At 75.1% G+C, this 21,948-nt stretch carries 17 protein-coding genes; 11 read left to right on the forward strand and 6 right to left on the reverse strand.

Features of this window, described 5'->3' with window-relative positions; all coding sequences use genetic code 11:
• Positions 1-48: 48 nt before the first annotated feature.
• Positions 49-1,161: a LacI family DNA-binding transcriptional regulator gene (locus tag ACRYR7_RS10000; protein WP_432571938.1), complete on the reverse strand. Its 1,113-nt coding sequence runs from the start codon at positions 1,159-1,161 to the stop codon at positions 49-51.
• 388 nt (positions 1,162-1,549) lie between these two features.
• On the opposite strand from ACRYR7_RS10000, the gene chvE reads away from it, so the two are divergent.
• The 3 genes from chvE (at position 1,550) to mmsB (ending at position 5,656) form a co-directional block, all read left to right on the forward strand.
• Positions 1,550-2,695, forward strand: coding sequence for a multiple monosaccharide ABC transporter substrate-binding protein (gene chvE, locus ACRYR7_RS10005; RefSeq protein ID WP_432571965.1), 1,146 nt, complete (start codon positions 1,550-1,552; stop codon positions 2,693-2,695).
• Between the two features lie 130 nt (positions 2,696-2,825).
• The gene (mmsA, locus tag ACRYR7_RS10010; protein ID WP_432571939.1) at positions 2,826-4,418 is read left to right on the forward strand and encodes a multiple monosaccharide ABC transporter ATP-binding protein; all 1,593 of its coding nucleotides are present in this window, start codon (positions 2,826-2,828) and stop codon (positions 4,416-4,418) included.
• Positions 4,415-5,656: a multiple monosaccharide ABC transporter permease gene (gene mmsB / locus ACRYR7_RS10015; protein WP_432571940.1), complete on the forward strand. Its 1,242-nt coding sequence runs from the start codon at positions 4,415-4,417 to the stop codon at positions 5,654-5,656. The genes mmsA and mmsB overlap by 4 nt, the downstream gene beginning before the upstream one ends.
• Positions 5,657-5,759: 103 nt before the next feature.
• Here mmsB and ACRYR7_RS10020 read toward each other — a convergent pair whose 3' ends face one another.
• Positions 5,760-5,936, reverse strand: a complete 177-nt coding sequence (locus tag ACRYR7_RS10020) for a hypothetical protein (RefSeq protein ID WP_432571941.1) — start codon at positions 5,934-5,936, stop codon at positions 5,760-5,762.
• A 354-nt stretch (positions 5,937-6,290) separates the two neighbouring features.
• Between ACRYR7_RS10020 and ACRYR7_RS10025 the strand changes: the two genes are divergently transcribed.
• The 3 genes from ACRYR7_RS10025 (at position 6,291) to uvrB (ending at position 10,742) form a co-directional block, all read left to right on the forward strand.
• Positions 6,291-7,289 (forward strand): glycosyltransferase family 2 protein, encoded by a 999-nt coding sequence (locus ACRYR7_RS10025; protein WP_432571942.1) that lies wholly within the window; start codon positions 6,291-6,293, stop codon positions 7,287-7,289.
• An 82-nt stretch (positions 7,290-7,371) separates the two neighbouring features.
• The gene (gene coaE, locus ACRYR7_RS10030; RefSeq protein WP_432571943.1) at positions 7,372-8,532 is read left to right on the forward strand and encodes a dephospho-CoA kinase; all 1,161 of its coding nucleotides are present in this window, start codon (positions 7,372-7,374) and stop codon (positions 8,530-8,532) included.
• Between the two features lie 89 nt (positions 8,533-8,621).
• The gene (uvrB, locus tag ACRYR7_RS10035) at positions 8,622-10,742 is read left to right on the forward strand and encodes an excinuclease ABC subunit UvrB (RefSeq protein WP_432571944.1); all 2,121 of its coding nucleotides are present in this window, start codon (positions 8,622-8,624) and stop codon (positions 10,740-10,742) included.
• Positions 10,743-10,755: 13 nt separating this feature from the next.
• Here the strand turns inward: uvrB and ACRYR7_RS10040 are convergent, their stop codons facing one another.
• Positions 10,756-11,307 (reverse strand): MarR family winged helix-turn-helix transcriptional regulator, encoded by a 552-nt coding sequence (locus ACRYR7_RS10040; RefSeq protein WP_432571945.1) that lies wholly within the window; start codon positions 11,305-11,307, stop codon positions 10,756-10,758.
• A 226-nt stretch (positions 11,308-11,533) separates the two neighbouring features.
• Here ACRYR7_RS10040 and uvrA point away from each other — a divergent pair, with 226 nt between their 5' ends.
• The 3 genes from uvrA to ACRYR7_RS10055 all read left to right on the forward strand — a co-directional run bounded on the left by uvrA (position 11,534) and on the right by ACRYR7_RS10055 (position 17,560).
• Positions 11,534-14,449, forward strand: a complete 2,916-nt coding sequence (gene uvrA, locus ACRYR7_RS10045) for an excinuclease ABC subunit UvrA (RefSeq protein ID WP_432571966.1) — start codon at positions 11,534-11,536, stop codon at positions 14,447-14,449.
• A 232-nt stretch (positions 14,450-14,681) separates the two neighbouring features.
• Positions 14,682-16,652 carry a hypothetical protein gene (locus ACRYR7_RS10050; protein WP_432571946.1) on the forward strand — a complete coding sequence of 657 codons (1,971 nt, stop codon included), beginning with the start codon at positions 14,682-14,684 and terminating at the stop codon, positions 16,650-16,652.
• 110 nt (positions 16,653-16,762) lie between these two features.
• A complete protein-coding gene (locus ACRYR7_RS10055) occupies positions 16,763-17,560 on the forward strand; it encodes a hypothetical protein (RefSeq protein ID WP_432571947.1) in 798 nt (265 codons plus the stop codon).
• An 18-nt stretch (positions 17,561-17,578) separates the two neighbouring features.
• Here the strand turns inward: ACRYR7_RS10055 and ACRYR7_RS10060 are convergent, their stop codons facing one another.
• From ACRYR7_RS10060 to ACRYR7_RS10070, 3 genes are all read right to left on the reverse strand, one after another.
• A complete protein-coding gene (locus ACRYR7_RS10060) occupies positions 17,579-18,307 on the reverse strand; it encodes a hypothetical protein (RefSeq protein WP_432571948.1) in 729 nt (242 codons plus the stop codon).
• A 323-nt stretch (positions 18,308-18,630) separates the two neighbouring features.
• The gene (locus ACRYR7_RS10065) at positions 18,631-19,218 is read right to left on the reverse strand and encodes a hypothetical protein (RefSeq protein ID WP_432571949.1); all 588 of its coding nucleotides are present in this window, start codon (positions 19,216-19,218) and stop codon (positions 18,631-18,633) included.
• Between the two features lie 167 nt (positions 19,219-19,385).
• Positions 19,386-20,078: a TetR/AcrR family transcriptional regulator C-terminal domain-containing protein gene (locus ACRYR7_RS10070; protein WP_432571950.1), complete on the reverse strand. Its 693-nt coding sequence runs from the start codon at positions 20,076-20,078 to the stop codon at positions 19,386-19,388.
• A 489-nt stretch (positions 20,079-20,567) separates the two neighbouring features.
• Here ACRYR7_RS10070 and ACRYR7_RS10075 point away from each other — a divergent pair, with 489 nt between their 5' ends.
• Both ACRYR7_RS10075 and ACRYR7_RS10080 read left to right on the forward strand, forming a co-directional pair.
• The gene (locus ACRYR7_RS10075) at positions 20,568-21,488 is read left to right on the forward strand and encodes a DUF2382 domain-containing protein (RefSeq protein WP_432571951.1); all 921 of its coding nucleotides are present in this window, start codon (positions 20,568-20,570) and stop codon (positions 21,486-21,488) included.
• Positions 21,485-21,901, forward strand: a complete 417-nt coding sequence (locus ACRYR7_RS10080) for a DUF2382 domain-containing protein (protein WP_432571967.1) — start codon at positions 21,485-21,487, stop codon at positions 21,899-21,901. The genes ACRYR7_RS10075 and ACRYR7_RS10080 overlap by 4 nt, the downstream gene beginning before the upstream one ends.
• Positions 21,902-21,948: the final 47 nt, after the last annotated feature.

The following is a 21,948-nucleotide window of genomic DNA, read 5'->3' on the forward strand; positions in this document are numbered from 1 at the left end:
CGGTCGGCAGCGCCGACCGGGGCCCTCGTGCGTGCACCGCCGCCCGGATCAGGGCGCGGGGGCGGCGGGGGAGCGGGAGGTCGCCCGCGCCGCCGGGGGGACGGGCGCGCGCGCGCCGGCCCGCGGCGAGGACGGCGCCGGCCCGGTGCTCGCCCGCAGCACCAGCCCGGGGGTCACCGCCCCCGGCTCCACCACCCGCTGCGCGAGCCGGCCCAGCAGCACGCGCACGCAGCGGCGCCCGATCTCGGTGAAGTCCTGGTGCACCGTCGTCAGCGGCGGGTTGAGGTAGGCCGCCTCGGGCACGTCGTCGAAGCCGACGACGCTGACGTCGCCGGGCACGGACAGCCCGCTCTCGGTGACCGCCCGCACCACGCCGATCGCCATGTGGTCGTTGCCGCAGAAGACCGCGGTGGCGCCGGCGGCCAGCACCTCGCGCCCGGCGCGGTAGCCGGAGGCGGCCGTCCAGTCCCCGCGCACCGGCCGCGGGACCACGCGCATGGCCTCCACCAGCGCCGTGCGCCACCCCGTCGAGCGGGCCCGGGACTCAGCCCAGTCCACCGGGCCGCCCACGTGGTGCACCGTGCGGTGCCCCAGCGCGAGCAGGTGCTCGGTGACCTCCCGGGCCGCGGCCACCTCGCTCCAGTACGCGTCCGGCACGCCGGCGCCGTCCAGGCCGGGGGCGAGCACGCAGGGGAAGGCGGCGTCCGCGGCGGCCACGGCCGCCTGCGAGGCGTCCTCGGGCACCACGGCGATCGCGCCGTCGACCGACTGGCCGCGCAGCTCCTGGAACGCCTCGGCCACGGTCGCCGGCAGCAGGTCGCTGACCATGACGACGGTGACGGAGTAGCCCGCCGCGCGGGCGGCCTCCTGCACCCCCACCAGGGTCAGCGCCGGGCCGTACAGCGAGGTGCTGGCGGCGACGACGCCGATGCGGTGCGAGCGGCGGGTGACCAGCGCGCGCGCGGCGGCGTTGGGCTGGTAGCCGAGCTCGGCGATGGCCTGCTCGACCCGTTCCCGGGTGCGGCGGGCCACCGAGCCCGAACCGCGCACGACGCGCGAGACGGTCTGCTGGGACACCCCGGCGAGCTCGGCGACGTCCGCCAGCACCGGGGTGCGCGTTGCCCCACCCGGCGGCGGCGCCGGGTCACCGGGACGGCTCATCTGCGTTTCCTGCCTGTCACCGCGCCGGGGGCGCGGGGGAGTGGGGGAACCGGGACCCGCCCCGGACGTCCGCGTGCGGGGGCCGGTCGCGCGTCGCGGGGAGGATCGCGGGAGTCCCGGAGGCGTCAGGTTAGCCCAGGGCGGGACGCTGCGCGCCCGTCCCCGGCGGGGTTCCCGACCCCGTTGCGCCGAGCGGGCGAACCGCTTGACGCTCCTCACTGCTAACGTTAACAATGTTCGACGTCCAACCGACTGCTGCTGATGGACGGGACGAGGAAGCCCGGTCGAGCAGGAGGTCCCCGCGCCCGCAGACGGCGCCAACCCCCCCACACCCGTCGAGAACCGTTCGAGTTCCGACGCTCACGAGGTACAGAGGAGTTCCGCCGTGATCACTCGTCGCTACCTGGCCGCCTTCGCCGCCGGCCTGGCCCTGACCGTCTCCGCCTGCGGCGGCGGCGGCGCCGGTTCCGGCACGGAAGGCTCCGGTTCCGAGGGCGGCGCCGACGGTGACATCACCGTCGGCGTGGCGATGCCGACGCAGACGTCCGAGCGGTGGATCGCCGACGGCAACAACGTCAAGGCGGGCCTCGAGGCGGCCGGCTACAAGGTCGACCTGCAGTACGCCAACGACGACATCCCCACGCAGTCGCAGCAGATCGACCAGATGATCACCAAGGGCGACGACCTGCTCATCGTCGCCGCCATCGACGGCACCGCGCTGACCAGCCAGCTGTCGGCGGCCAAGGCCGCGGGCATCGAGGTCATCTCCTACGACCGCCTCATCCGCGGCAGCGCCGACGTCGACTTCTACGTCTCCTTCGACAACTACAACGTCGGTGTGCAGCAGGGCACCTCGGTGCTGCAGGGCCTCGGCCTGCTGAACCCGGACGGGACCCCGGGCACCGCCGCCGGGCCCTTCAACGTCGAGCTGTTCGCCGGCTCGCTGGACGACAACAACGCCCAGTTCTTCTGGAACGGCGCGATGGACACCATGAAGCCGTTCATCGACTCCGGCAAGATCGTCGTGAAGTCCGGCCAGACGAAGATCGACCAGGCCGCCATCCTGCGCTGGCAGCAGGAGACCGCGCAGCGGCGCATGGAGGACCTGCTGACCTCCGCCTACAACGACGGCAGCAAGGTCGACGGCGTCCTGTCGCCCTACGACGGCATCTCCCGCGGCATCATCACCGCCCTGCAGAACGCCGGGTACGGCAACGGCGGCCAGCCGATGCCCATCATCTCCGGCCAGGACGCGGAGATCGCCTCCGTCAAGCTCATCAACGACGGCGTGCAGTACGCCACCGTCTTCAAGGACACCCGCAAGCTCGCCGAGCAGGCCGTCACCGCCTCCTCCGCGATCCTCGAGGGCAACGAGCCCGAGGCGAACGACACCGAGACGTACAACAACGGCGTCAAGGTCGTCCCCTCGTACCTGCTCGAGTCCGAGATCGTCACCAAGGACAACATCAAGTCCGCCCTGATCGACACGGACTACTACACGCAGGCCGAGGTCGACGCCGGCCAGGCCGGCTGACCCAGCGCCCCTCCGACGGAACCGTCCCCACCGCGCACGACGCGGTGGGGACGCTTCCGCGAACACCACCCCCCACCCCCTCCCCGGGCGAGAGCCCGGGCGGTTCCCCAGCGAGGACGACGGCGCGCCGATGACCGACAACATCCTGGAAATGCGGGACATCACCAAGACCTTCCCCGGAGTGAAGGCGCTCTCGGGCGTCAACCTCTCCGTGAAGCGCGGTGAGGTCCACGCCATCTGCGGCGAGAACGGCGCGGGCAAGTCCACGCTGATGAAGGTGCTGTCGGGCGTGTACCCGCACGGCAGCTACGAGGGCGAGATCCACTTCGACGGGCAGCTGTCGCAGTTCAGCGGCATCGGCGACAGCGAGAAGGCCGGCATCGCCATCATCCACCAGGAGCTGGCCCTGGTGCCGTTCCTGTCGGTCGCCGAGAACCTGTTCCTGGGCAACGAGATCCGCGGCAAGGGCGGGCTCATCGACTGGAACCGCACCAACGGCGAGGCCTCGCGCCTGCTGGCCCGCGTTGGCCTGGACGAGAACCCCACCACGCCCATCGGGCAGCTCGGCGTCGGCAAGCAGCAGCTCGTCGAGATCGCCAAGGCGCTCAGCAAGGACGTCAAGCTCCTCATCCTCGACGAGCCGACCGCCGCGCTGAACGACACGGACTCCGCGCACCTGCTGGACCTGCTGCGCCAGCTGCGCTCCGAGGGCATGACCAGCATCATGATCTCGCACAAGCTCAACGAGATCGAGGCCATCTCCGACTCGGTCACGATCATCCGCGACGGCCGCACCATCGAGACCCTGGACATGCGCGCCGACGCCGTCACCGAGGACCGCATCATCCGCGGCATGGTGGGCCGCGACCTGGACAGCCGCTTCCCCGAGCGCGAGTCGCACCCGGGCGAGGAGGTGCTGCGCATCGAGGACTGGACGGTGGGGCACCCCTCCCAGGACCGCCTCGTGGTGGACGGCGCCACCCTGTCGGTGCGCGCCGGCGAGGTCGTCGGCATCGCCGGCCTCATGGGCGCCGGCCGCACCGAGCTCGCCATGAGCGTGTTCGGCCGCTCCTACGGCCGCTACCTCGGCGGGCAGCTCTACCTGCACGGCAAGCCGATCCAGGCCCGCACCGTGCGCGAGGCCATCAAGCACGGCCTGGCCTACGCCACCGAGGACCGCAAGAAGTACGGCCTGAACCTCATCGACGACATCAAGCGGAACATCTCCGCCGCGGCGCTCGGCAAGCTCGTCAAAGGCGGCCTCGTCAACGCGCACGAGGAGATCCGCGTCGCCGAGGACAGCAAGCGCAGCATGAACATCAAGGCGCCGACCGTGATGGCGCTGACCGGCAAGCTGTCGGGCGGCAACCAGCAGAAGGTCGTGCTCTCGAAGTGGATCTACTCCGACCCGGAGGTCCTGATCCTCGACGAGCCGACCCGCGGCATCGACGTCGGCGCCAAGTACGAGATCTACACGATCATCAACCGCCTCGTCGCGGCGGGCAAGGCGGTCATCGTCATCTCCTCGGAGCTGCCGGAGCTGCTGGGCATCTGCGACCGCGTGTACACCCTGTCGGCCGGGCGCATCACCGGGCAGATGCCCGTGAGCGAGGCCACGCAGGAGAACCTCATGAGCCTCATGACCAAGGAGAAGACGCCCGCGCGCGCCGGCGCGGTCGCCTCCACCACCACTTCCCACGACGACCAGGAGCACTCCGCATGAGCGACCTGCTCAAGGGCGGGCCCCGAGGGGCCAGCACCCCTGCGCCCAACCCCGGACCGCGCACCGGGACCGCCAACCCCCTCGTGGCGATCTCGCAGAACCTGCGCGAGAGCGGCATCTACATCGCCTTCGCCGTCGTCGTGGTGCTGTTCGCAGTGCTCACCGACGGGCTGTCCCTCAGCCCGGGCAACATCACCAACATCGTCCTGCAGTACTCCTACGTGCTGGTGCTGGCCATCGGCATGCTCATCGTCATCGTCGCCGGCCACATCGACCTGTCCGTCGGGTCGGTCGTCGCGCTGACGGGTGCGATCTCGGCGAAGCTCGTCATCGGCTCCGGCCAGCCGTGGTACGTCGGCGTCCTCGCCGCCCTCGGCGTGGGCCTGCTCATCGGCGCCTGGCAGGGCTTCTGGGTGGCCTTCGTGGGCATCCCGGCCTTCATCGTCACCCTGGCGGGCATGCTGCTCTTCCGCGGCCTGACGTACTACGTCCTGGACAACGTCTCCCTCTCGCCGTTCCCCCCGGAGTACGGCCGCATCGCCACCGGCTTCCTCAACGGCCTCATGGGCGGCTACGGCTACGACGCCTTCACGCTGTTCATCGCCGCGCTGGCCGTCGTCGGCTACGCCGTCAGCCAGATCCGCACCCGCGTGGCCCGCGTCCGCTACCAGCAGGTCGTCGACGCGATGCCGCTGTTCGTCCTGCGCATCGTGGCCGTGGCCGCGGTCGTCATGGCCTTCGCCTGGCAGCTGGCGCACAGCCGCGGCCTGCCCGTCGTGCTGATCATCCTGGCCGTGCTGATCCTGGTGTACTCGGTCGTCACCCGCTCCACGGTGTTCGGCCGCCAGGTCTACGCCATCGGCGGCAACCTGGCCGCGGCCCAGCTGTCCGGCGTGAACGTCCGCCGGGTCAACTTCTGGATCTTCGTCAACATGGGCTTCCTCGCCGCGGTCGCCGGCATCATCTTCTCCTCGCGCTCCAACGGCGCCCAGCCCGGCGCCGGCAACAGCTTCGAGCTGGACGCCATCGCGGCCGCCTTCATCGGCGGCGCGGCGGTGACCGGCGGCGTCGGCAAGATCACCGGCGCGATGATCGGTGGTCTGCTCGTCGGCGTCATCTCCAACGGCATGCAGCTGCTCAACGTCGACCAGTCCCTCCAGCAGGTCATCAAGGGCCTCGTCCTGCTGCTGGCGGTGGCGTTCGACGTCTACAACAAGCGTCGCGGCGGCGTGCGCTGACCCCTTCCGCGCGGCGCTGAGCCGCGCACGAGAGAGCCCGGCCGGGGATCCCCCGGCCGGGCTCTCTCGCGTCCCGGGGTCGGCCCCGGAACCGGTCCCCGGGTCAGTCCCGGGTGAGCCGGCGCAGGGCCGTGCGCCAGGGGGAGGAGGAGCGGAAGCGGGGGCACTCGCAGCGGGAGCAGTCGCTGCCGGCCCGGTAGTGCTCGTGCGCCAGCGCCGCGTGGCCGCAGACGCAGCTGGCGTTCCCACCCCGGTCGGCGACCTTGCTCCTGATGCCCACGTGCTCCCCTTCGGACGAACCTGCCGGCGCACAGCCTAGGTGTCCGCACCGACCCGGGCAGGGGGAATCGCCAGGCGGTCACACCGCCGGAGCACGCGTGTCACCAGCGCCGCACGCAGGGTCAGCACACGAGGTCACCACGCACGGTTAACTCGATCGTTACGCTCTCGTCCCGGTACCGAGCGTGGTGGTGCTGGTACGTTCCGACGGGCACCGCCCCGGACGGCGGGGCACCGCGCCCGTCCGCCCGACCCCGAGCACCACGGAGCCCGCCATCCGCCCGCCCCGCACGAGGAGTGCCGTGCCCACCGCCACCACGCCCGCCGGTCGACCCCGCAGCACCCCCGGACCGACGTGAGCGGCGCGACACCGGGCGGCGCCGCCGGCGCGCCCGCGCTCAGCGTCGTGGTGTGCACCTACACCGACGCGCGCCTGGCGGTGCTCACCAGCGCGCTGGCCGCCGTGCAGGAGCAGCTGACCGAGCGCGACGAGCTCGTCGTCGTCGTCGACCACCACGACGAGCTGCTCGCCCGGCTCGCGGCGGCCCTCCCCGGCGCCCGGGTGCTGGCCAGCACCGGACCGCGCGGGCTGTCCGGCGCCCGCAACACCGGCGTCGCCGCGGCGGCCGGAGACGTCGTGGTGTTCCTCGACGACGACGCGGTCCCGCGCCCCGGCTGGCTGGAGGCGCTGCGCACCGAGTTCACCGCCGACGCGGTCACCGTCGTCGGCGGCGGCGTGGTGCCCGACTGGGAGGGCGGCCGGTCCCCGCGCTGGTTCCCCGAGGAGTTCGGCTGGATCGTCGGCTGCGACTACCGCGGCATGCCCGGCGACGGGCAGCCCATGCGCAACCCCATCGGCGCCAACATGGCGGTGCGCGCGGCCGCGTTCGGCGCCGTGGAGGGCTTCGACACCTCCGCCGGCCGCGTCGGGGCGCTCCCGGTGGGCTGCGAGGAGACCGACTTCTGCATCCGGCTGCGCCAGGCGGAACCCGCCACCGTCGTCGTGCGCCGCGCCGGCGCCGTCGTCGACCACCTCGTGCCCGCCACCCGCCAGCGCGTGGGGTACCTCGTGCGGCGCTGCTGGCACGAGGGGCGCTCCAAGGGGTTCCTCGCCGCGCGCGTGGGCGCCGCCGACGGGCTCTCGGCCGAGCGCGGCTACGTGGTGCGCACCGTCGGCAGCGGCGTGCTGCGCCACCTGGCCGCGGCCGGGCGCGGCGACGCGGCGGGCCCCGTGCGCGCCGCGCTGCTGGCGGCCGGCACCGCCGTGACCGCCGCCGGGTACGTGGCGGCGCGCTCGAGGGCCCCCGAGCCCGTGCCGTCCCCGCGCCCGCGCCTGCGGGGCGCGCGCGGCTGAGCCGCGCCCCGCGGGTCCCGGGGTCCCCGCCGGTCCTGCGCGCTCCCGCGGCCGCGCCGGCGCCCTGCGCTACGGTGCGGGCGTGCTGCGCGTGGGGCTGACCGGCGGGATCGGCGCGGGCAAGTCCACCGTCGCCGCGCACCTGGTGCGCCTCGGGGCGGTCCTCGTCGACGCCGACGTGATCGCCCGCGAGGTCGTCGCCCCCGGCACCGCCGGGCTGGGCGCGGTGGTGGAGCGCTTCGGGCCGGGGGTGCTGCGCCAGGACGGGGCGCTGGACCGGCCGGCGCTGGGCAGGCTGGTCTTCGCCGACGACGCGGCCCGCGCCGACCTCAACGCCCTGGTGCACCCCCTGGTCGCCGCCCGCCGGGAGGAGCTGGTGGCCGCCGCGCCGCCCGGCGCGGTCGTCGTGGAGGACGTGCCGCTGCTGGTGGAGACGGGCCTGGCGGCGCGCTTCCCGCTGGTGATCGTGGTCCACGCCGGTGCCGGCGAGCGCCTGCGGCGCCTGGTGGCCGACCGCGGGATGAGCGAGCAGGACGCCCGCGCCCGCGTCGCCGCCCAGGCGGGCGACGAGGAGCGGCTGGCCGCGGCCGACGTCGTGCTGGACAACCCCCGCCGCGACCCCGGCGCCGCCGACCCGCTGCCGCGGCGCGTGGAGCGGCTGTGGCGCGAGCGGCTGCTGCCCTTCGAGGAGAACGTGCGCCTCGGCCGGCCCGCGCCCGCGCCGCCGGGCCCGCCGGGGCCGGCGGACCCGGCCTGGCCCGCGCAGGCCGCGCGGCTGGCCGCCCGCGTCGCCCGGGCGGCCGGCGACCTGCAGCGCGGGGTGGAGCACGTCGGTGCCACGGCCGTGCCGGGCGCCGCCGCCCGGGACGTGCTGGACCTGCAGCTGGCCGTGCCCTCGGCCGCGGCCGTGCCGCGGGTGGCCGGTGCGCTGGCCGCGGCCGGCTTCCCGCCCGCGCGCGCCGGCGGGGGCGCCGGGGACGACCCCGGGGGCGACGACGCCGGTGGGGGTGGGGGCGGCGGCGCGCTGCACGCCTCGGCGGACCCCGGCCGGCCGGTGCGCCTGCACGTGCGGGTGCACGGCTCCCCGGCGTGGCGGCGCGCGCTGCTGCTGCGGGACAGCGCCCGGGCCGGGGGCGGTCCCGGCGGGGCGCACGCGCTGGACGGGCTGGACGCGACCGGCTCGGCCGTCGCCGCGGCCGAGGAGTGGGCGCGGCGCACCGGCTGGCACCCGCCGGGGGCGTGAGGACCCGCGGGCGGGCCCGCCCGCGCCGGCGCCGTTCGCCCCCGGCGTGAGCGGGCGCCGGTGTCGCAGGCCCGACCTACAGTGGCCCCATGCGGCCCACGACTGACATCCAGCGCCGGGTGGCGCCCTTCGAGGTGGTCTCCGAGTTCTCCCCCTCCGGCGACCAGCCGGCGGCGATCGCCGAGCTGGCCCGCCGGGTGCGCGGCGGGGAGAAGGACGTCGTGCTGCTGGGTGCGACGGGCACGGGCAAGTCCGCCACGACGGCGTGGCTGATCGAGCAGGTGCAGCGCCCCACGCTGGTCATGGCGCCCAACAAGACGCTGGCGGCGCAGCTGGCCAACGAGTTCCGCGAGCTGCTGCCCAACAACGCGGTGGAGTACTTCGTCTCGTACTACGACTACTACCAGCCCGAGGCGTACGTGCCGCAGTCGGACACGTACATCGAGAAGGACTCCTCGATCAACGACGAGGTGGAGCGGCTGCGGCACTCGGCCACCAACTCGCTGCTGACGCGCCGCGACGTCGTGGTGGTGGCCACGGTCTCGTGCATCTACGGCCTGGGCACCCCGCAGGAGTACGTGGACCGGATGGTGACGCTGAAGGTGGGCGACACGATGGACCGCGACGACCTGCTGCGCGGCTTCGTCGCGATGCAGTACACCCGCAACGACCTGGCCTTCACGCGCGGCACCTTCCGGGCCCGCGGGGACACGGTGGAGATCATCCCGCAGTACGAGGAGCACGCGATCCGCGTGGAGTTCTTCGGCGACGAGATCGACAAGCTCTACACGCTGAACCCGCTGACGGGGGAGGTGCTGCAGGAGGAGGAGCTGGTCTACGTCTTCCCGGCCTCGCACTACGTCGCCGGCCCCGAGCGCCTGGAGCGGGCGGTCGGCACCATCGAGGCCGAGCTCGCCGAGCGCCTGGCGGAGCTGGAGCAGCAGGGCAAGCTGCTGGAGGCGCAGCGGCTGCGGATGCGCACCACGTACGACGTGGAGATGCTGCGGCAGGTCGGCACGTGCTCGGGGGTGGAGAACTACTCCCGCCACTTCGACGGCCGCGCCCCGGGGTCGGCGTCGAACACGCTGCTGGACTACTTCCCCGAGGACTTCCTGCTCGTCATCGACGAGTCGCACGTGACGGTGCCGCAGATCGGGGCGATGTACGAGGGCGACGCCTCGCGCAAGCGCACCCTGGTCGACTTCGGCTTCCGCCTGCCCAGCGCCATGGACAACCGCCCGCTGCGCTGGGAGGAGTTCCTGGACCGCGTCGGGCAGACGGTGTACCTGTCGGCGACCCCCGGCCCGTACGAGCTCTCCCGCGCCGACGGGGTGGTCGAGCAGATCATCCGGCCCACGGGCCTGGTGGACCCCGAGGTGGTGGTCAAGCCCACCAGGGGGCAGATCGACGACCTGCTGCACGAGGTGCGCGCCCGCGCCGAGCGCGACGAGCGGGTGCTGGTCACCACGCTGACGAAGAAGATGGCCGAGGACCTCACCGACTACCTGCTGGAGCAGGGGGTGCGGGTGCGGTACCTGCACTCGGACATCGACACGCTGCGCCGCGTGGAGCTGCTGCGCGAGCTGCGCCAGGGCGAGTACGACGTGCTGGTCGGCATCAACCTGCTGCGCGAGGGCCTGGACCTGCCCGAGGTGTCGCTGGTGGCGATCCTGGACGCCGACAAGGAGGGCTTCCTGCGCTCGGCGACCTCCCTGATCCAGACCATCGGGCGCGCGGCGCGCAACGTGTCCGGGCAGGTCCACATGTACGCGGACACGATCACGCCCTCCATGGCGAAGGCGATCGAGGAGACCAACCGCCGCCGCGAGAAGCAGGTCGCCTACAACCGCGAGCGCGGGGTGGACCCGGTGCCGCTGCGCAAGAAGATCGCCGACATCACCGACCTCATCGCCCGCGAGGACGCCGACACCGCGGCCCTGCTGTCCGCCCAGGGCGGCAGCGGGCGCTCGCAGTCGCGGGGCAAGGCGGCCAAGGGCGCCCGGGCCAGCGCCGGCGCGGCGCGTGAGAGCGCGCCCGGCGCGCGCGGGTCGGTGCCGCAGGCGGACCTGGCCGACCTCATCCAGCAGCTGACGGACCAGATGCACGCGGCGGCCGCGGAGCTGCAGTTCGAGCTGGCGGCGCGCCTGCGCGACGAGGTCGGCGACCTGAAGAAGGAGCTGCGGGGGATGCGCGCGGCGCAGGGCGCCTGAGGGCGCGCGGCGCTCAGCCGCCCAGCGGGCCCACGAGCGGCACGGGGGAGACGCTGCCGGTGGCCGTCAGGTGCTGCAGCAGCGCCTCGCTGATGCGGCGCAGCTGCAGCTGCTGCTCGGCGTCGAGCTGGTCGAAGAGCAGCTCGCGCACGGTCTCCACGTGACCGGGCGCGGCCCGCTCGAGGGCGCGCATGCCCTCGTCGGTCAGGACGGCGTTGAAGCCGCGGCCGTCGGTGGCGCACGCCTCGCGGCGGATCCAGCCGCGCTCCTCCATGCGGGCGACCGCGTGCGAGACGCGGCTGCGCGAGGACAGGGAGGAGTCGGCCAGCTCGCTCATGCGCAGCGAGCGGCCGGGGGCCTCGGACAGGCGCACGAGCATCTCGTAGTAGGTGTGCACCACCGCGGAGTCGTGGTGCAGCTGGCGGTCCACGCGGTCCATCAGCAGCTGGGTGGCGGCCAGGAAGCTGCGCCAGGTGCGCTGCTCCTCGGCGTCGAGCCAGCGGGTGGGGCCGTGCGCGCCGCCGGGCGGGGTCGAGGGGTCGAGGACGGCTTCACCGGGGGCCATGCGCCCAGGGTAGTCGTCGCCTTCAACTACCCGCGTCCGTCGATCGGGCGACCCCCGAAGGGGGCCGCGCCCGGCGGCGGCGGCGCCCGGGGCGGCGGCTCGTGTCGCAGGCGGCGCCTAGGGTTGGGTCGTGGCCTCTCGCACCCCCTCCACCGGCTCGTCCGGCACCAGCACCCCCCGGCGCCCCTCCCGGGCCCGCGCGGCCGCCGCCACCGCGACCCGGCCGGTGGCCACCGCCGCCGTCGCCTCCGACCGCCTGGTCGTGCGCGGTGCGCGCGAGCACAACCTCAAGAACGTCTCGGTCGACCTGCCCCGCGACAGCCTGGTCGTCTTCACGGGCCTGTCCGGCTCGGGCAAGTCCTCCCTGGCCTTCGACACGATCTTCGCCGAGGGGCAGCGCCGCTACGTGGAGTCGCTGTCGGCGTACGCCCGCCAGTTCCTGGGGCAGATGGACAAGCCCGACGTGGACTTCATCGAGGGCCTGTCCCCGGCGGTCTCGATCGACCAGAAGTCCACCTCGCGCAACCCGCGCTCGACCGTGGGCACGATCACCGAGGTGTACGACTACCTGCGCCTGCTCTTCGCGCGCGCGGGGCGCCCGCACTGCCCGGTCTGCGGGGAGCCCGTGGGCCGGCAGACCCCGCAGCAGATCGTCGACCAGCTCATGGAGCTGGAGGCCGGCACGCGCTTCCAGGTGCTGGCCCCGGTGGTGCGCGACCGCAAGGGCGAGTACGCCGACCTCTTCCGCGAGCTGCAGTCCAAGGGCTTCGCGCGCGCCCGCGTGGACGGCGAGGTCGTCGCCCTGGACTCCCCGCCCACGCTGCAGAAGAAGCTCAAGCACACCATCGAGGTGGTGGTGGACCGCCTCGTGGTCAAGGAGGGCGTCAAGCGGCGCCTGACGGACTCGGTGGAGACCGCGCTGGTGCTCTCCGGGGGCCTGCTGGTGGCGGACCTGGTGGACGTGGAGGGCCCCGAGGGCGAGCGCCGCTTCTCCGAGAAGATGGCCTGCCCCAACGAGCACCCGCTGGACGTGGACGAGATCGAGCCGCGCTCGTTCTCCTTCAACGCCCCCTTCGGCGCCTGCCCGGAGTGCACCGGCCTGGGCACCCAGCTGGAGGTCGACCCCGAGCTGGTCGTCCCCGACGAGGACCTCACCCTGGCCGAGGGCGCCATCGCGCCGTGGGCCTCGGGGTCGGCGGACTACTTCCAGCGCCTGATGGGCGCGCTCGCCGAGGACCTGTCCTTCTCCATGGACACCCCCTGGCGGGCGCTGCCCAAGCGTGCCAAGGACGCGCTGCTGCAGGGCAAGGACCACGAGGTGCAGGTGCGCTACCGCAACCGGTGGGGCCGCGAGCGGCAGTACTCCACCGGCTTCGAGGGCGTGATCCCGTTCGTCAAGCGCCGCCACGCCGAAACGGAGTCGGACTGGAGCAAGGAGCGCTACGAGGGGTACATGCGCGAGACGCCGTGCCCGGTGTGCGGGGGCGCGCGGCTGAAGCCGTCGATCCTGGCGGTCAAGGTCGGCGGCTTGTCCATCGCGGACGTGTGCGCGCTGCCCATCGACGAGTGCGCCACCTTCCTGGACACCGTGACGCTGACGCCGCGGGAGAAGAAGATCGCCGCGCAGGTCGTCAAGGAGATCCAGGCGCGGCTGGGCTTCCTGCTGGACGTGGGCCTGGACTACCTGTCCCTGGACCGCCCGGCCGGCACCCTCTCCGGCGGCGAGGCGCAGCGCATCCGCCTGGCCACCCAGATCGGCTCGGGCCTGGTGGGCGTGCTGTACGTGCTCGACGAGCCCAGCATCGGCCTGCACCAGCGCGACAACCGGCGCCTGATCGACACGCTGACCCGCCTGCGCGACCTGGGCAACACCCTCATCGTCGTCGAGCACGACGAGGACACCGTGCGGGTGGCGGACTGGGTGGTGGACTTCGGCCCCGGCGCCGGCGAGCGCGGCGGGCAGGTCGTGCACTCCGGCGACGTGGAGGGCCTGCTGGCCAACCCGAAGTCGCTCACCGGTCAGTACCTCTCGGGCGCGCGCAGCATCGAGGTGCCCGCGCAGCGCCGGCCGGTGGACCCCGCGCGGACCCTGGTGGTCAGCGGCGCGCGCGAGCACAACCTCAAGGACGTCACGGTGGAGTTCCCGCTGGGCTGCCTGGTGGCGGTGACGGGCGTGTCCGGCTCGGGCAAGTCCACCCTGGTCAACGACATCCTCTACACGGTGCTGGCCAACAAGCTCAACGGCGCCCGGCGGGTGCCCGGCCGGCACAAGTCCGTGCAGGGCCTGGAGCACCTGGACAAGGTGGTGCACGTCGACCAGAGCCCCATCGGCCGCACCCCGCGCAGCAACCCGGCCACCTACACCGGGGTGTTCGACCACATCCGCAAGCTGTTCGCCTCGGCGCCGGAGTCGAAGCTGCGCGGGTACCAGCCGGGCCGCTTCTCCTTCAACGTCAAGGGCGGGCGCTGCGAGGCGTGCTCCGGCGACGGCACCCTGAAGATCGAGATGAACTTCCTGCCGGACGTCTACGTGCCGTGCGAGGTGTGCCACGGCGCGCGGTACAACCGCGAGACCCTCGAGGTGCACTTCAAGGGCAAGACGATCGCCGAGGTGCTCGACATGCCCATCGAGGAGGCCAAGGACTTCTTCGGCGCGGTGCCGGCGATCTCCCGGTACATGGCCACCCTGACCGAGGTCGGGCTGGGCTACGTGCGCCTGGGGCAGCCGGCCACCACGCTGTCCGGCGGCGAGGCGCAGCGCGTGAAGCTGGCCGCCGAGCTGCAGCGCCGCTCCAACGGCCGCACGATCTACGTGCTGGACGAGCCGACCACCGGCCTGCACTTCGAGGACATCCGCAAGCTGCTGGGCGTGGTGCAGGGCCTGGTCGACAAGGGCAACAGCGTCCTGGTCATCGAGCACAACCTCGACGTCATCAAGAGCGCCGACTGGCTGGTCGACATGGGCCCCGAGGGCGGCGGCGGCGGTGGCGCGGTCGTGGCCACCGGCACCCCCGAGCAGGTGGCCGCCGACCCGGCCAGCCACACCGGCCGGTTCCTGGCCGAGCTGCTGGGCACCGCCGACACCGCGCCGACCCGGCGCACGCCCGCGCCGCGCCGCAAGGCACCGGCCCGCGCGAGCTGACGGTGCCGCGGCCGCCCGCGGGCCCGGCGCGCGCCGGCCGGTCCCACCGCCGGCGCGCGCGCTGCCGGTACTCTCCGGCCGTGGTCCGCTCCCGCCCGCCAGGTCCCTCCGGCACCGGCACCCGCGTTGCGGCGCTGGGGGATCGGCGCGGCACCCGCAGCGCGGGGCGCGCCGCGCCCGCTGGTGCCCCCACCCCCCGCAGCGGGTCCGCGCCGGCGGTGCGGGGGCGGCCGTGAGCGGCTGGGACGAGCACGTCTGGACCGACCGGCACGGGCGCGCCGTGCGCCCGCGCACCGGTGACCGCGACCTGTGCCTGGCGTGCGGCGCGCTGTGCGAGCACCTCTTCGAGGGGCTCTCCTTCCACCCCGAGCACTGGGTGGGCACCACCGCCGCCGAGCGGGAGCGGATGTCCCACCGCGCCCTGCGCTGGATCGCGGAGAACCCCGAGGCCTACGAGGCCCGCCTCGCCGGGCGCCCGCCCGCACCCGCGGGCGCAGCCGGGACCGCCGCCGCGCCGGCCGCCCCCGTCGAGCACGAGGGGCCGGCGCGCGCCGGGAGCCGCCCCGCGCCGCGCTCCGGTGCCCGCCCGGGCGGCCGCCCCGGTGCCGGGAGCGCCGGACCGCGCGGGGCCGGGCGGCCCGCGGCAGCGGCGGCGGGGACGTTCACGGCCGCCGCGGCCGTGGTGGACGTGGACGCCGTCTGGCTGCCCGACGGTTCCCGCGCGCCCCTGACGCGCCCGGTCCGGCACCTGGGCGACCTGGAGGAGCTGGGGCGCGAGCTCGGCCTGGGCTGCCCGCCGGTGAAGTGGCGCAAGAACCCCGAGGCCGGTCAGGTCGTGCCCACCGCCGCGCTGTGGCAGCGCCTCGGCGTCGACGTGGCCGCCGTGCCCGGCCGCGAGGACAAGCGCCGCGCCTGGCTGCAGGGCGTCAGCGCCGACCTGCCCGCCCTGCGCGACGCCGCCGCCGAGGGCTGGGTCTTCGGCACCGGGCAGGGCGCCCCGCAGCTGCGCGGCCTGACGCGGCTGCGCCGCACCGGCGCCGAGCGCGGCAGCGTGGTGGTGGTGTGCCTGCCGGCGATGGACCCGAGCCTGCCGGGCCTGCAGGAGGGCGAGGGCGGCAGCCCGGCGCAGATCGCCCGCCGCCTGCAGCTGTTCGCCGACGCCGTCGGCATCCCCTTCCGCGGCGCGATCTCCACCGGCATGGACCTGCTGGACCTGGTGGTGCCGCTGGAGCGCAAGCGCGGCTGGGACGTCGTGGACCACGACGGCGTCGGGCCCGCCCACGTCGGCATGCTCGACGGCGTCTTCGACTGGACCCGCCGCCCCGAGGCGCACGAGGCCGCCGCGGGCTTCCTGCACGCCTACGACCGCAACGGCGCCTACCTGGCCGCCTGCTCCTCCGTCCTGCTCGGTCTGGGCGCGCCCGAGCACCTGGTCCCCGGCCCCGGCGGCGCCGGGGTCGCCTTCGACGACAAGCGCGCCGGGTGGTGGCAGGTCGTCGTGCCCGCGGCGGGGGACCGGCGCGTGCCGAACGTGCTCGACCCCGCCGGGGACGGCACCGGGCAGGAGCGCTGGGTGACCACCACGACCCTGGCGTACGCGGTCAAGGAGCAGGGTTTCACCGGCGGGGTCCTGCAGGCCTGGGCCTGGCCGGCCGAGCGCTCCTCCCGGCTGCTGGAGCCGTGGTACCGAGTCCTGCGCGACGCGCGCACCGCCCTGATGGACAGCCCCGACCCGGAGGCGCCGGTGGTGCTGCGGCTGCTCAAGGAGGTCTACAAGCGCACCAACGGCTGGTTCGCCGCCCCGGCCGCCAGGGGGACCCGCGCCTTCCAGCCGTACTGGCACCACGCCGTCCGCGCCGCGAGCAAGGTCGGCATGCTGCACACCGTGAACGCCGTCGGCGCCCAGAGCGGCACCTGGCCCCTGGTGGTCGCCGACACCGACGTGCTCGCCTACGCCGCCGACAGCCCCGACCCCGTCGCCGCCTGGCCCGGCCGCGACGAGGGCAAGACGAGGCTCGGCTCCAAGCTCGGTCCGGCCCTGGGCGGGTACAAGCCCTACCGCAGCGGTCCGATGGCCGCCCAGCTGCCGCACCTGACCGGCGGCGGCTGGCGCGGGCGCGAGGACCTGCTCGACGTGCGGGAGTGGGCGCTGCGGGACGCCGCGCCCGCCGGCCCGACCGCCGGTGAGCGGGGACGCGCGTGAGCCCACCGCGCCGCCGGGACGGGCGCGAGCAGCCCGGCCGGGGTGCCGGCGCACCCCGCACCCCCCGCACGCCCCGCGCCCCGCGCTACGAGGCCGTGCCCCTGCCGGGCATGCCCGATCCCCTGCGACCCGCCCCGGTCACCGCGGACGCCCCGGGCGCCCCGGCGACCGCCGACGCCCCGGGCACCCCCGACGCCCGCGGCCCCGCCCACCGCGCCGGGCGCGCCCGGCGGCCGCGGGCCACCGCGCCGGGCGCCGCCCGCCGCCCGGCACCGCAGCGCCCCGCCCTGACCGCGGCCGGGCAGCCGCTGCCGCGGATGCCCGAGCAGCACCTCGGCTCCGCCGCGCTGCGCGACGCCGTCGCCGCCTTCGTCCTGGGCCGCCCGGCGCCGGGCGGGGCGGGCCGGCGCGACGTGCGCTCGATGCTCCTGGACGCCTACGGGCCTTCCCGGCGCGACCCCGAGCGCCCCGACCTGTCCTCGGCCGCGCAGGACCTGGGCATGTCCACCCGTCAGCTGCAGCGCTGGGTGCGGGGGGAGACGACCCCGCAGCCGGGCAACCCGCGCCTGCAGAAGCTCGCCCGCCGCGCCCGCGCCGCCACCGGTTCCAGGGCGGGGCGCCGGCGCGCCCTGGGGCGCCACCCGGCCCCGCCGCCCGAGGGCCCGGTCGGGGTGCGCGTCGGGGGGGTGCAGGGGGTGCTCTCCAGCAACGACGACCAGTACCGCGACCGGGTCACCGAGACGTCGATGTCGGCGCAGGAGTTCGCCGAGCTGCAGCGGGTGTGGGTCGAGCACGGCCACCGGGGCGCCGTGGACTTCCTGCACGCCCACTTCGACCGCACCTACGTCACCAACTGGCACTTCGAGTCCATCGACACCCTCACCCTGGCCGGTCCCCGCGGTCGCTGAGCGAGCCCCGCTGCGCGCTCACGCCCCCTCCGCCCACCGGGGGGGGGCGGGCCGCCCCCGCACGCCGGCCCGCCGGGCGAGCCGGGACAGGTCGGGCACCCCCGCCGCCGCCAGCCACCCGTCGCTGTGGCCCTTGGGCACCAGGGCGGGGTGCACCGCGACGCGCCAGGGGCCCACGTGCTGCAGCAGGGCGTGCCGCAGCAGGACGGCGTCGAAGCGGTGGTCGGTGGCGTAGGCGTCCAGCACCTGCCACAGCCCGCCGGGCACCGAGGCCGGCCGCGGCTTCGAGGTGCGCAACCGCGCCACGTGGGGGGCGTGCGCGGCGACGACGCCGGCGCGCGCGTACCCCAGGTCGGGGTTGGCCACGACCAGCAGCAGGTGCTCGCCCAGCCAGCCGCGCTCGGCCCACACCGCCGCGCGCCCGTCGAGGACCCCGTCCTGCTCCAGCGCCCGCCGCACCTCGACCGCGGCGTCGGCGGCGTTGCGCGCGTCGTCCTCCTGGCGCTGCAGCACGTCGGCCGCGGGCAGCAGCGCCGCCCGCAACCGCTGGGCCGTGCCCGCGCCGGGCTGCGCGTGACCGCCCAGCCAGCGCTGCACCTGCCGCTCGGAGACCCCGGCGGCGGCGGCGAGCGCGGCGGTGTCCACCCGCTCGCCGGGACCGGCGGCGAAGACCAGGCGCACGGCGTGCCGCAACTCCTCCAGCGTCCACGACCGCTGCGCCGGCGGGTCGTCGCGCGCGCCGCTCACCCGCCGACGCGGGTGCCGGGGCGGCACGCGGGCCCCTGCACCGGTGGGCGCTGCGCGGTGGCGCTCATGTCCTTGGGTCCTCGCTCCGGTGGCCGTCGCTGCCTGCTCGGGCGGCTCTGGCGCCCCGAGGGGCCACCGTAGCGAGCGCGGGCACCCCGGCCCGTCGACGTCCCCGGGCCGCTCCCGGCCCGTTACGGCCCGTCGCGGCCCGTCGCGGCGGCGCCGGGGGTGGGGCGGACGACCGCGCCGTCGTCCGCCCCGTCCCGCTGCGCCGCTCCAGCGCCCGCGGTGCTCGCGGTGCCCGGTGCAGGCCCCCGGGGGCCTCAGCCCTTGGCGGCGCCGAGCAGGCTGCCGGCCTTGGCGGTCACGCCGGTCTTCAGCAGGCCCTTGCCGACCTCGCTGGCCTTCTGCTGCTCACCCTGCTGGGCGCCCATGACGAGCAGCACGCCGGTGAGGGCGGGGATGCTCCACTGCAGCACCTTCAGCTTGCGCTGGGCGGCGGCGATCTCGGCGGGGGTGCCCTCGGAGGGGTCGACGCCGGAGGCGGCCGGGGCGTGCGAGTCCTTGCCCAGCTTGGCGCCCTGCAGCCCCGAGTAGGCGGTCACGCCCATGGCGACCAGGGTGAGCCCGGCCTTGAGGAAGGTGTTGCCGCGGGTGCCGGCCTGCGCCGCGACGCGGCCGCGGTTGCCCAGGATCAGGCCCACGCCGCCGATGCTGTGCACGGCCAGGGCAGCGGCGTTGACGGGGGCCCAGCGGGCCCAGCCGGCGGTGGCGACGTGGGTGCGGTCGCCCGGGTCGGAGACGGCCGCGGAGGCGCCGTTGAGGCCGACGGCCCCGAACAGCGAGCCGCCGAACCAGGCCGCCAGGCCGATGTCGTGCATGGAGCGGATGACGGTTTGACGCTCGGACATGGAAGACCCCTCTGGACGTCGGTCCCTCCGGCGGTGCACGCACCGGCGGGCCGGGTTGCTGGAGGGGCCACACTCTCGCAAGAGGTCCGAACGCGCCCCTCCAAGTGCTCGGCGGGGGTGCCGGGCCGGTGCGCGGGCGGTGCGCGGGCGGTGCGCCCGGCCGCCGCTCAGGGCCCCGGCGCGCGGGTGCGCGCCCCCTCCAGCCGCTCCAGGAGGTCCTCCAGGGAGCGCTCGAACTCCTCGCCGAGGTCCTCCGCGGCCAGGCGGTCCGCCAGCCGGGCCAGCACGGGGTAGGCGCTGACGTCGAGCGGCGCGACGTCGCGGCAGGCACCCGCGGGGGCGTCCGCCGCACCGGCGCCGTCCGCGCCGACCTCCAGCAGCAGGTGCCCGACGAGGAAACTGCCGAACGCCCGGTAGGCGTGCACGGCGGCGTCCTCGCTGAACCCCCGCGAGAGCAGCGCGGACAGGAAACCCTCGATCCAGCGCGGGCTGCGCAGCGGTGGGCGGATCCAGGGCGCCGCGCGGTGGCGGGTGGCGATCAGGGGGAAGATCTGCGGGTGCTCCAGCGCCGTGCGGCGCACGCCGCCGGCCACGCGGCGCAGGAAGTCGCGCCAGTCGTCCTCGGGGCGCAGCAGGACGTCGGGGTCGGCGTGCAGCCGGTCCAGCAACCGGTCCACCACGGCGTCCAGGAGGTCGTCGCGGCTGCGCACGTAGCGGTACAGCGCCATCCCCTCCACGTCGAGGAAGGCGCCCAGCTTGCGCATCGACAGCTCGGTCAGGCCGAAGCGGTCCACGTAGTCGATGGCCGCCTCGAGCACGACGGGCTTGCTCAGCCCGGGCCGCCGGTGCGCCGCCGACACCCCACCACCTCCTGCTCCGCCCCGCGACGTGCGCCAGAGGGGTTCTCGCGCAACGGGTCCGGACCTCCCGGTCCGCCGCGGCGGTTCCCGCCGCCCACCCCGGGCACGCCCTCGATGCTCGCCCCGCCCGGGCCGCGCCGCACCCCGGGGCGGGACCGTCCCCGCCCCGCTCGCCGCCGGCGGACCCACCACCGGTCTCGTCACCGTCCGGGGTTTCGGGTGACGCTGCGCCGGTGCGCCTGCCGGTCCTCGCCGCCGGTGCGGACCGCTGCGCCGCCGAGCGCGCCCGCCGGTCCGGAACCGGGGGTGTTTCGAGTTGCGGGGTGCTACCGGGGCTGGCTTGATGCTGGAGGGCTTGACACCGTAAACCAGCGAGTGGTCACGACCGCGCGGATCCTGATCGCCCGGACCGCCGCGCCGCCACCGCTGCAGGGGACGCCGGGCTCCGAGCCCGCGTTCCGAGCCGACACGACCGACCAGGAGGCCGACATGGCTGGCACCACCTTTTCCGCGGACGCGCTGTACGGAACGACCGTCTACGACAACGACGGCGACAAGATCGGCAAGGTCGACGAGGTCTACCTCGACAACGCGACCAACCAGCCCGAGTGGGTCTCCGTCAAGACGGGCCTGTTCGGCTCGAACGTCTCCCTCATCCCGCTCTCGCAGGCGTCGGTGAGCGGCGAGAAGATCACCGTGCCGTTCGAGAAGGCCAAGGTCAAGGACGCGCCCCACCACGACCCGGGCCACGAGCTGTCCGAGCGCGACGAGGACGACCTGTACGCCTACTACGGCATCGCCTCCTCCGGCGGCAGCGTGACCGGGACCTCCACCACGGGCACCACCGGCACCGCGGGCACCGGCACCGCCGACCTCGGCGGCACCGACCGCAGCGAGTACCAGAGCACCACGACCGGCCGCGGCCGCGAGGAGACCACCGGCACCGCCGTGACCGGTGGCACCGCGGGCGCCGACGTGCGCGGCGCCGGCCACGACACCTCCGGCCCGAACACCGACGACGCCATGACGCGCTCCAAGGAGGAGCTGCACGTGGGCACCGAGACCCGCGAGGCGGGCCGGGCGCGGCTGCGCAAGTACATCACCAGCGAGACGGTCACCCGCACCGTCCCGGTCAGCCACGAGGAGGTCGTGGTCGAGCGCGAGCCGATCACCGAGGCCAACCGCGGCGCGGCCCTCTCGGGCGGGGAGCTGACCGAGGAGGAGCACGAGGTGACCCTGCACGAGGAGCGTGCGGTGGCCGCCAAGGAGACGGTGCCGGTGGAGCGCGTGCGCCTGGGCACCAAGACGGTGACCGGCGAGGAGACCGTGTCGGCCGAGGTCCGCGAGGAGCACATCGACCTCGACGCCGACCAGGCCACCCGCGCCGGCACGGACCGCGACCGGTCCTGAACGAGCAGCCCGCCGAGGTCCTCCGCTCGGCCGAGGAACTGCGCGTCGTCCGCGAGCGCGTCCCGCGCGAGCGCGTCCGCATCCGCAAGCGCGTCGTGACCGAGGTCCGCACGGTGGAGGTCCCGGTCCGCGTCGAGCAGCTCGTGGTCGAGCGCGAGCCCCTCGACGCGGACGGGACCGCTGCGGCCGGTCGGGCGGCGACGGGTGCGGCGCCCGAACCGCTGGAGATCGTGCTGCACGAGGAGGTTCCGGTGGTCTCCGTGCGCGTGCAACCCGTCGAGGTCGTGCGCGTGAGCGTGCGCGACGTCCAGGGCGAACAGGTCGTCCGGGCGGAGCTGCGCTCGGAGCAGGTCGCCGTGGAGACCGTCGCGGCGGCACCGGTGGACCCGGAGGAGCGGTCCACCCGGCGCTGACCGGGACGAACAGCACCAAGCCCCGCACACCGACGGTGTGCGGGGCC

It is taken from the genome of Kineococcus gurbantunggutensis, assembly GCF_050871925.1.
Lineage (GTDB): Bacteria > Actinomycetota > Actinomycetes > Actinomycetales > Kineococcaceae > Kineococcus.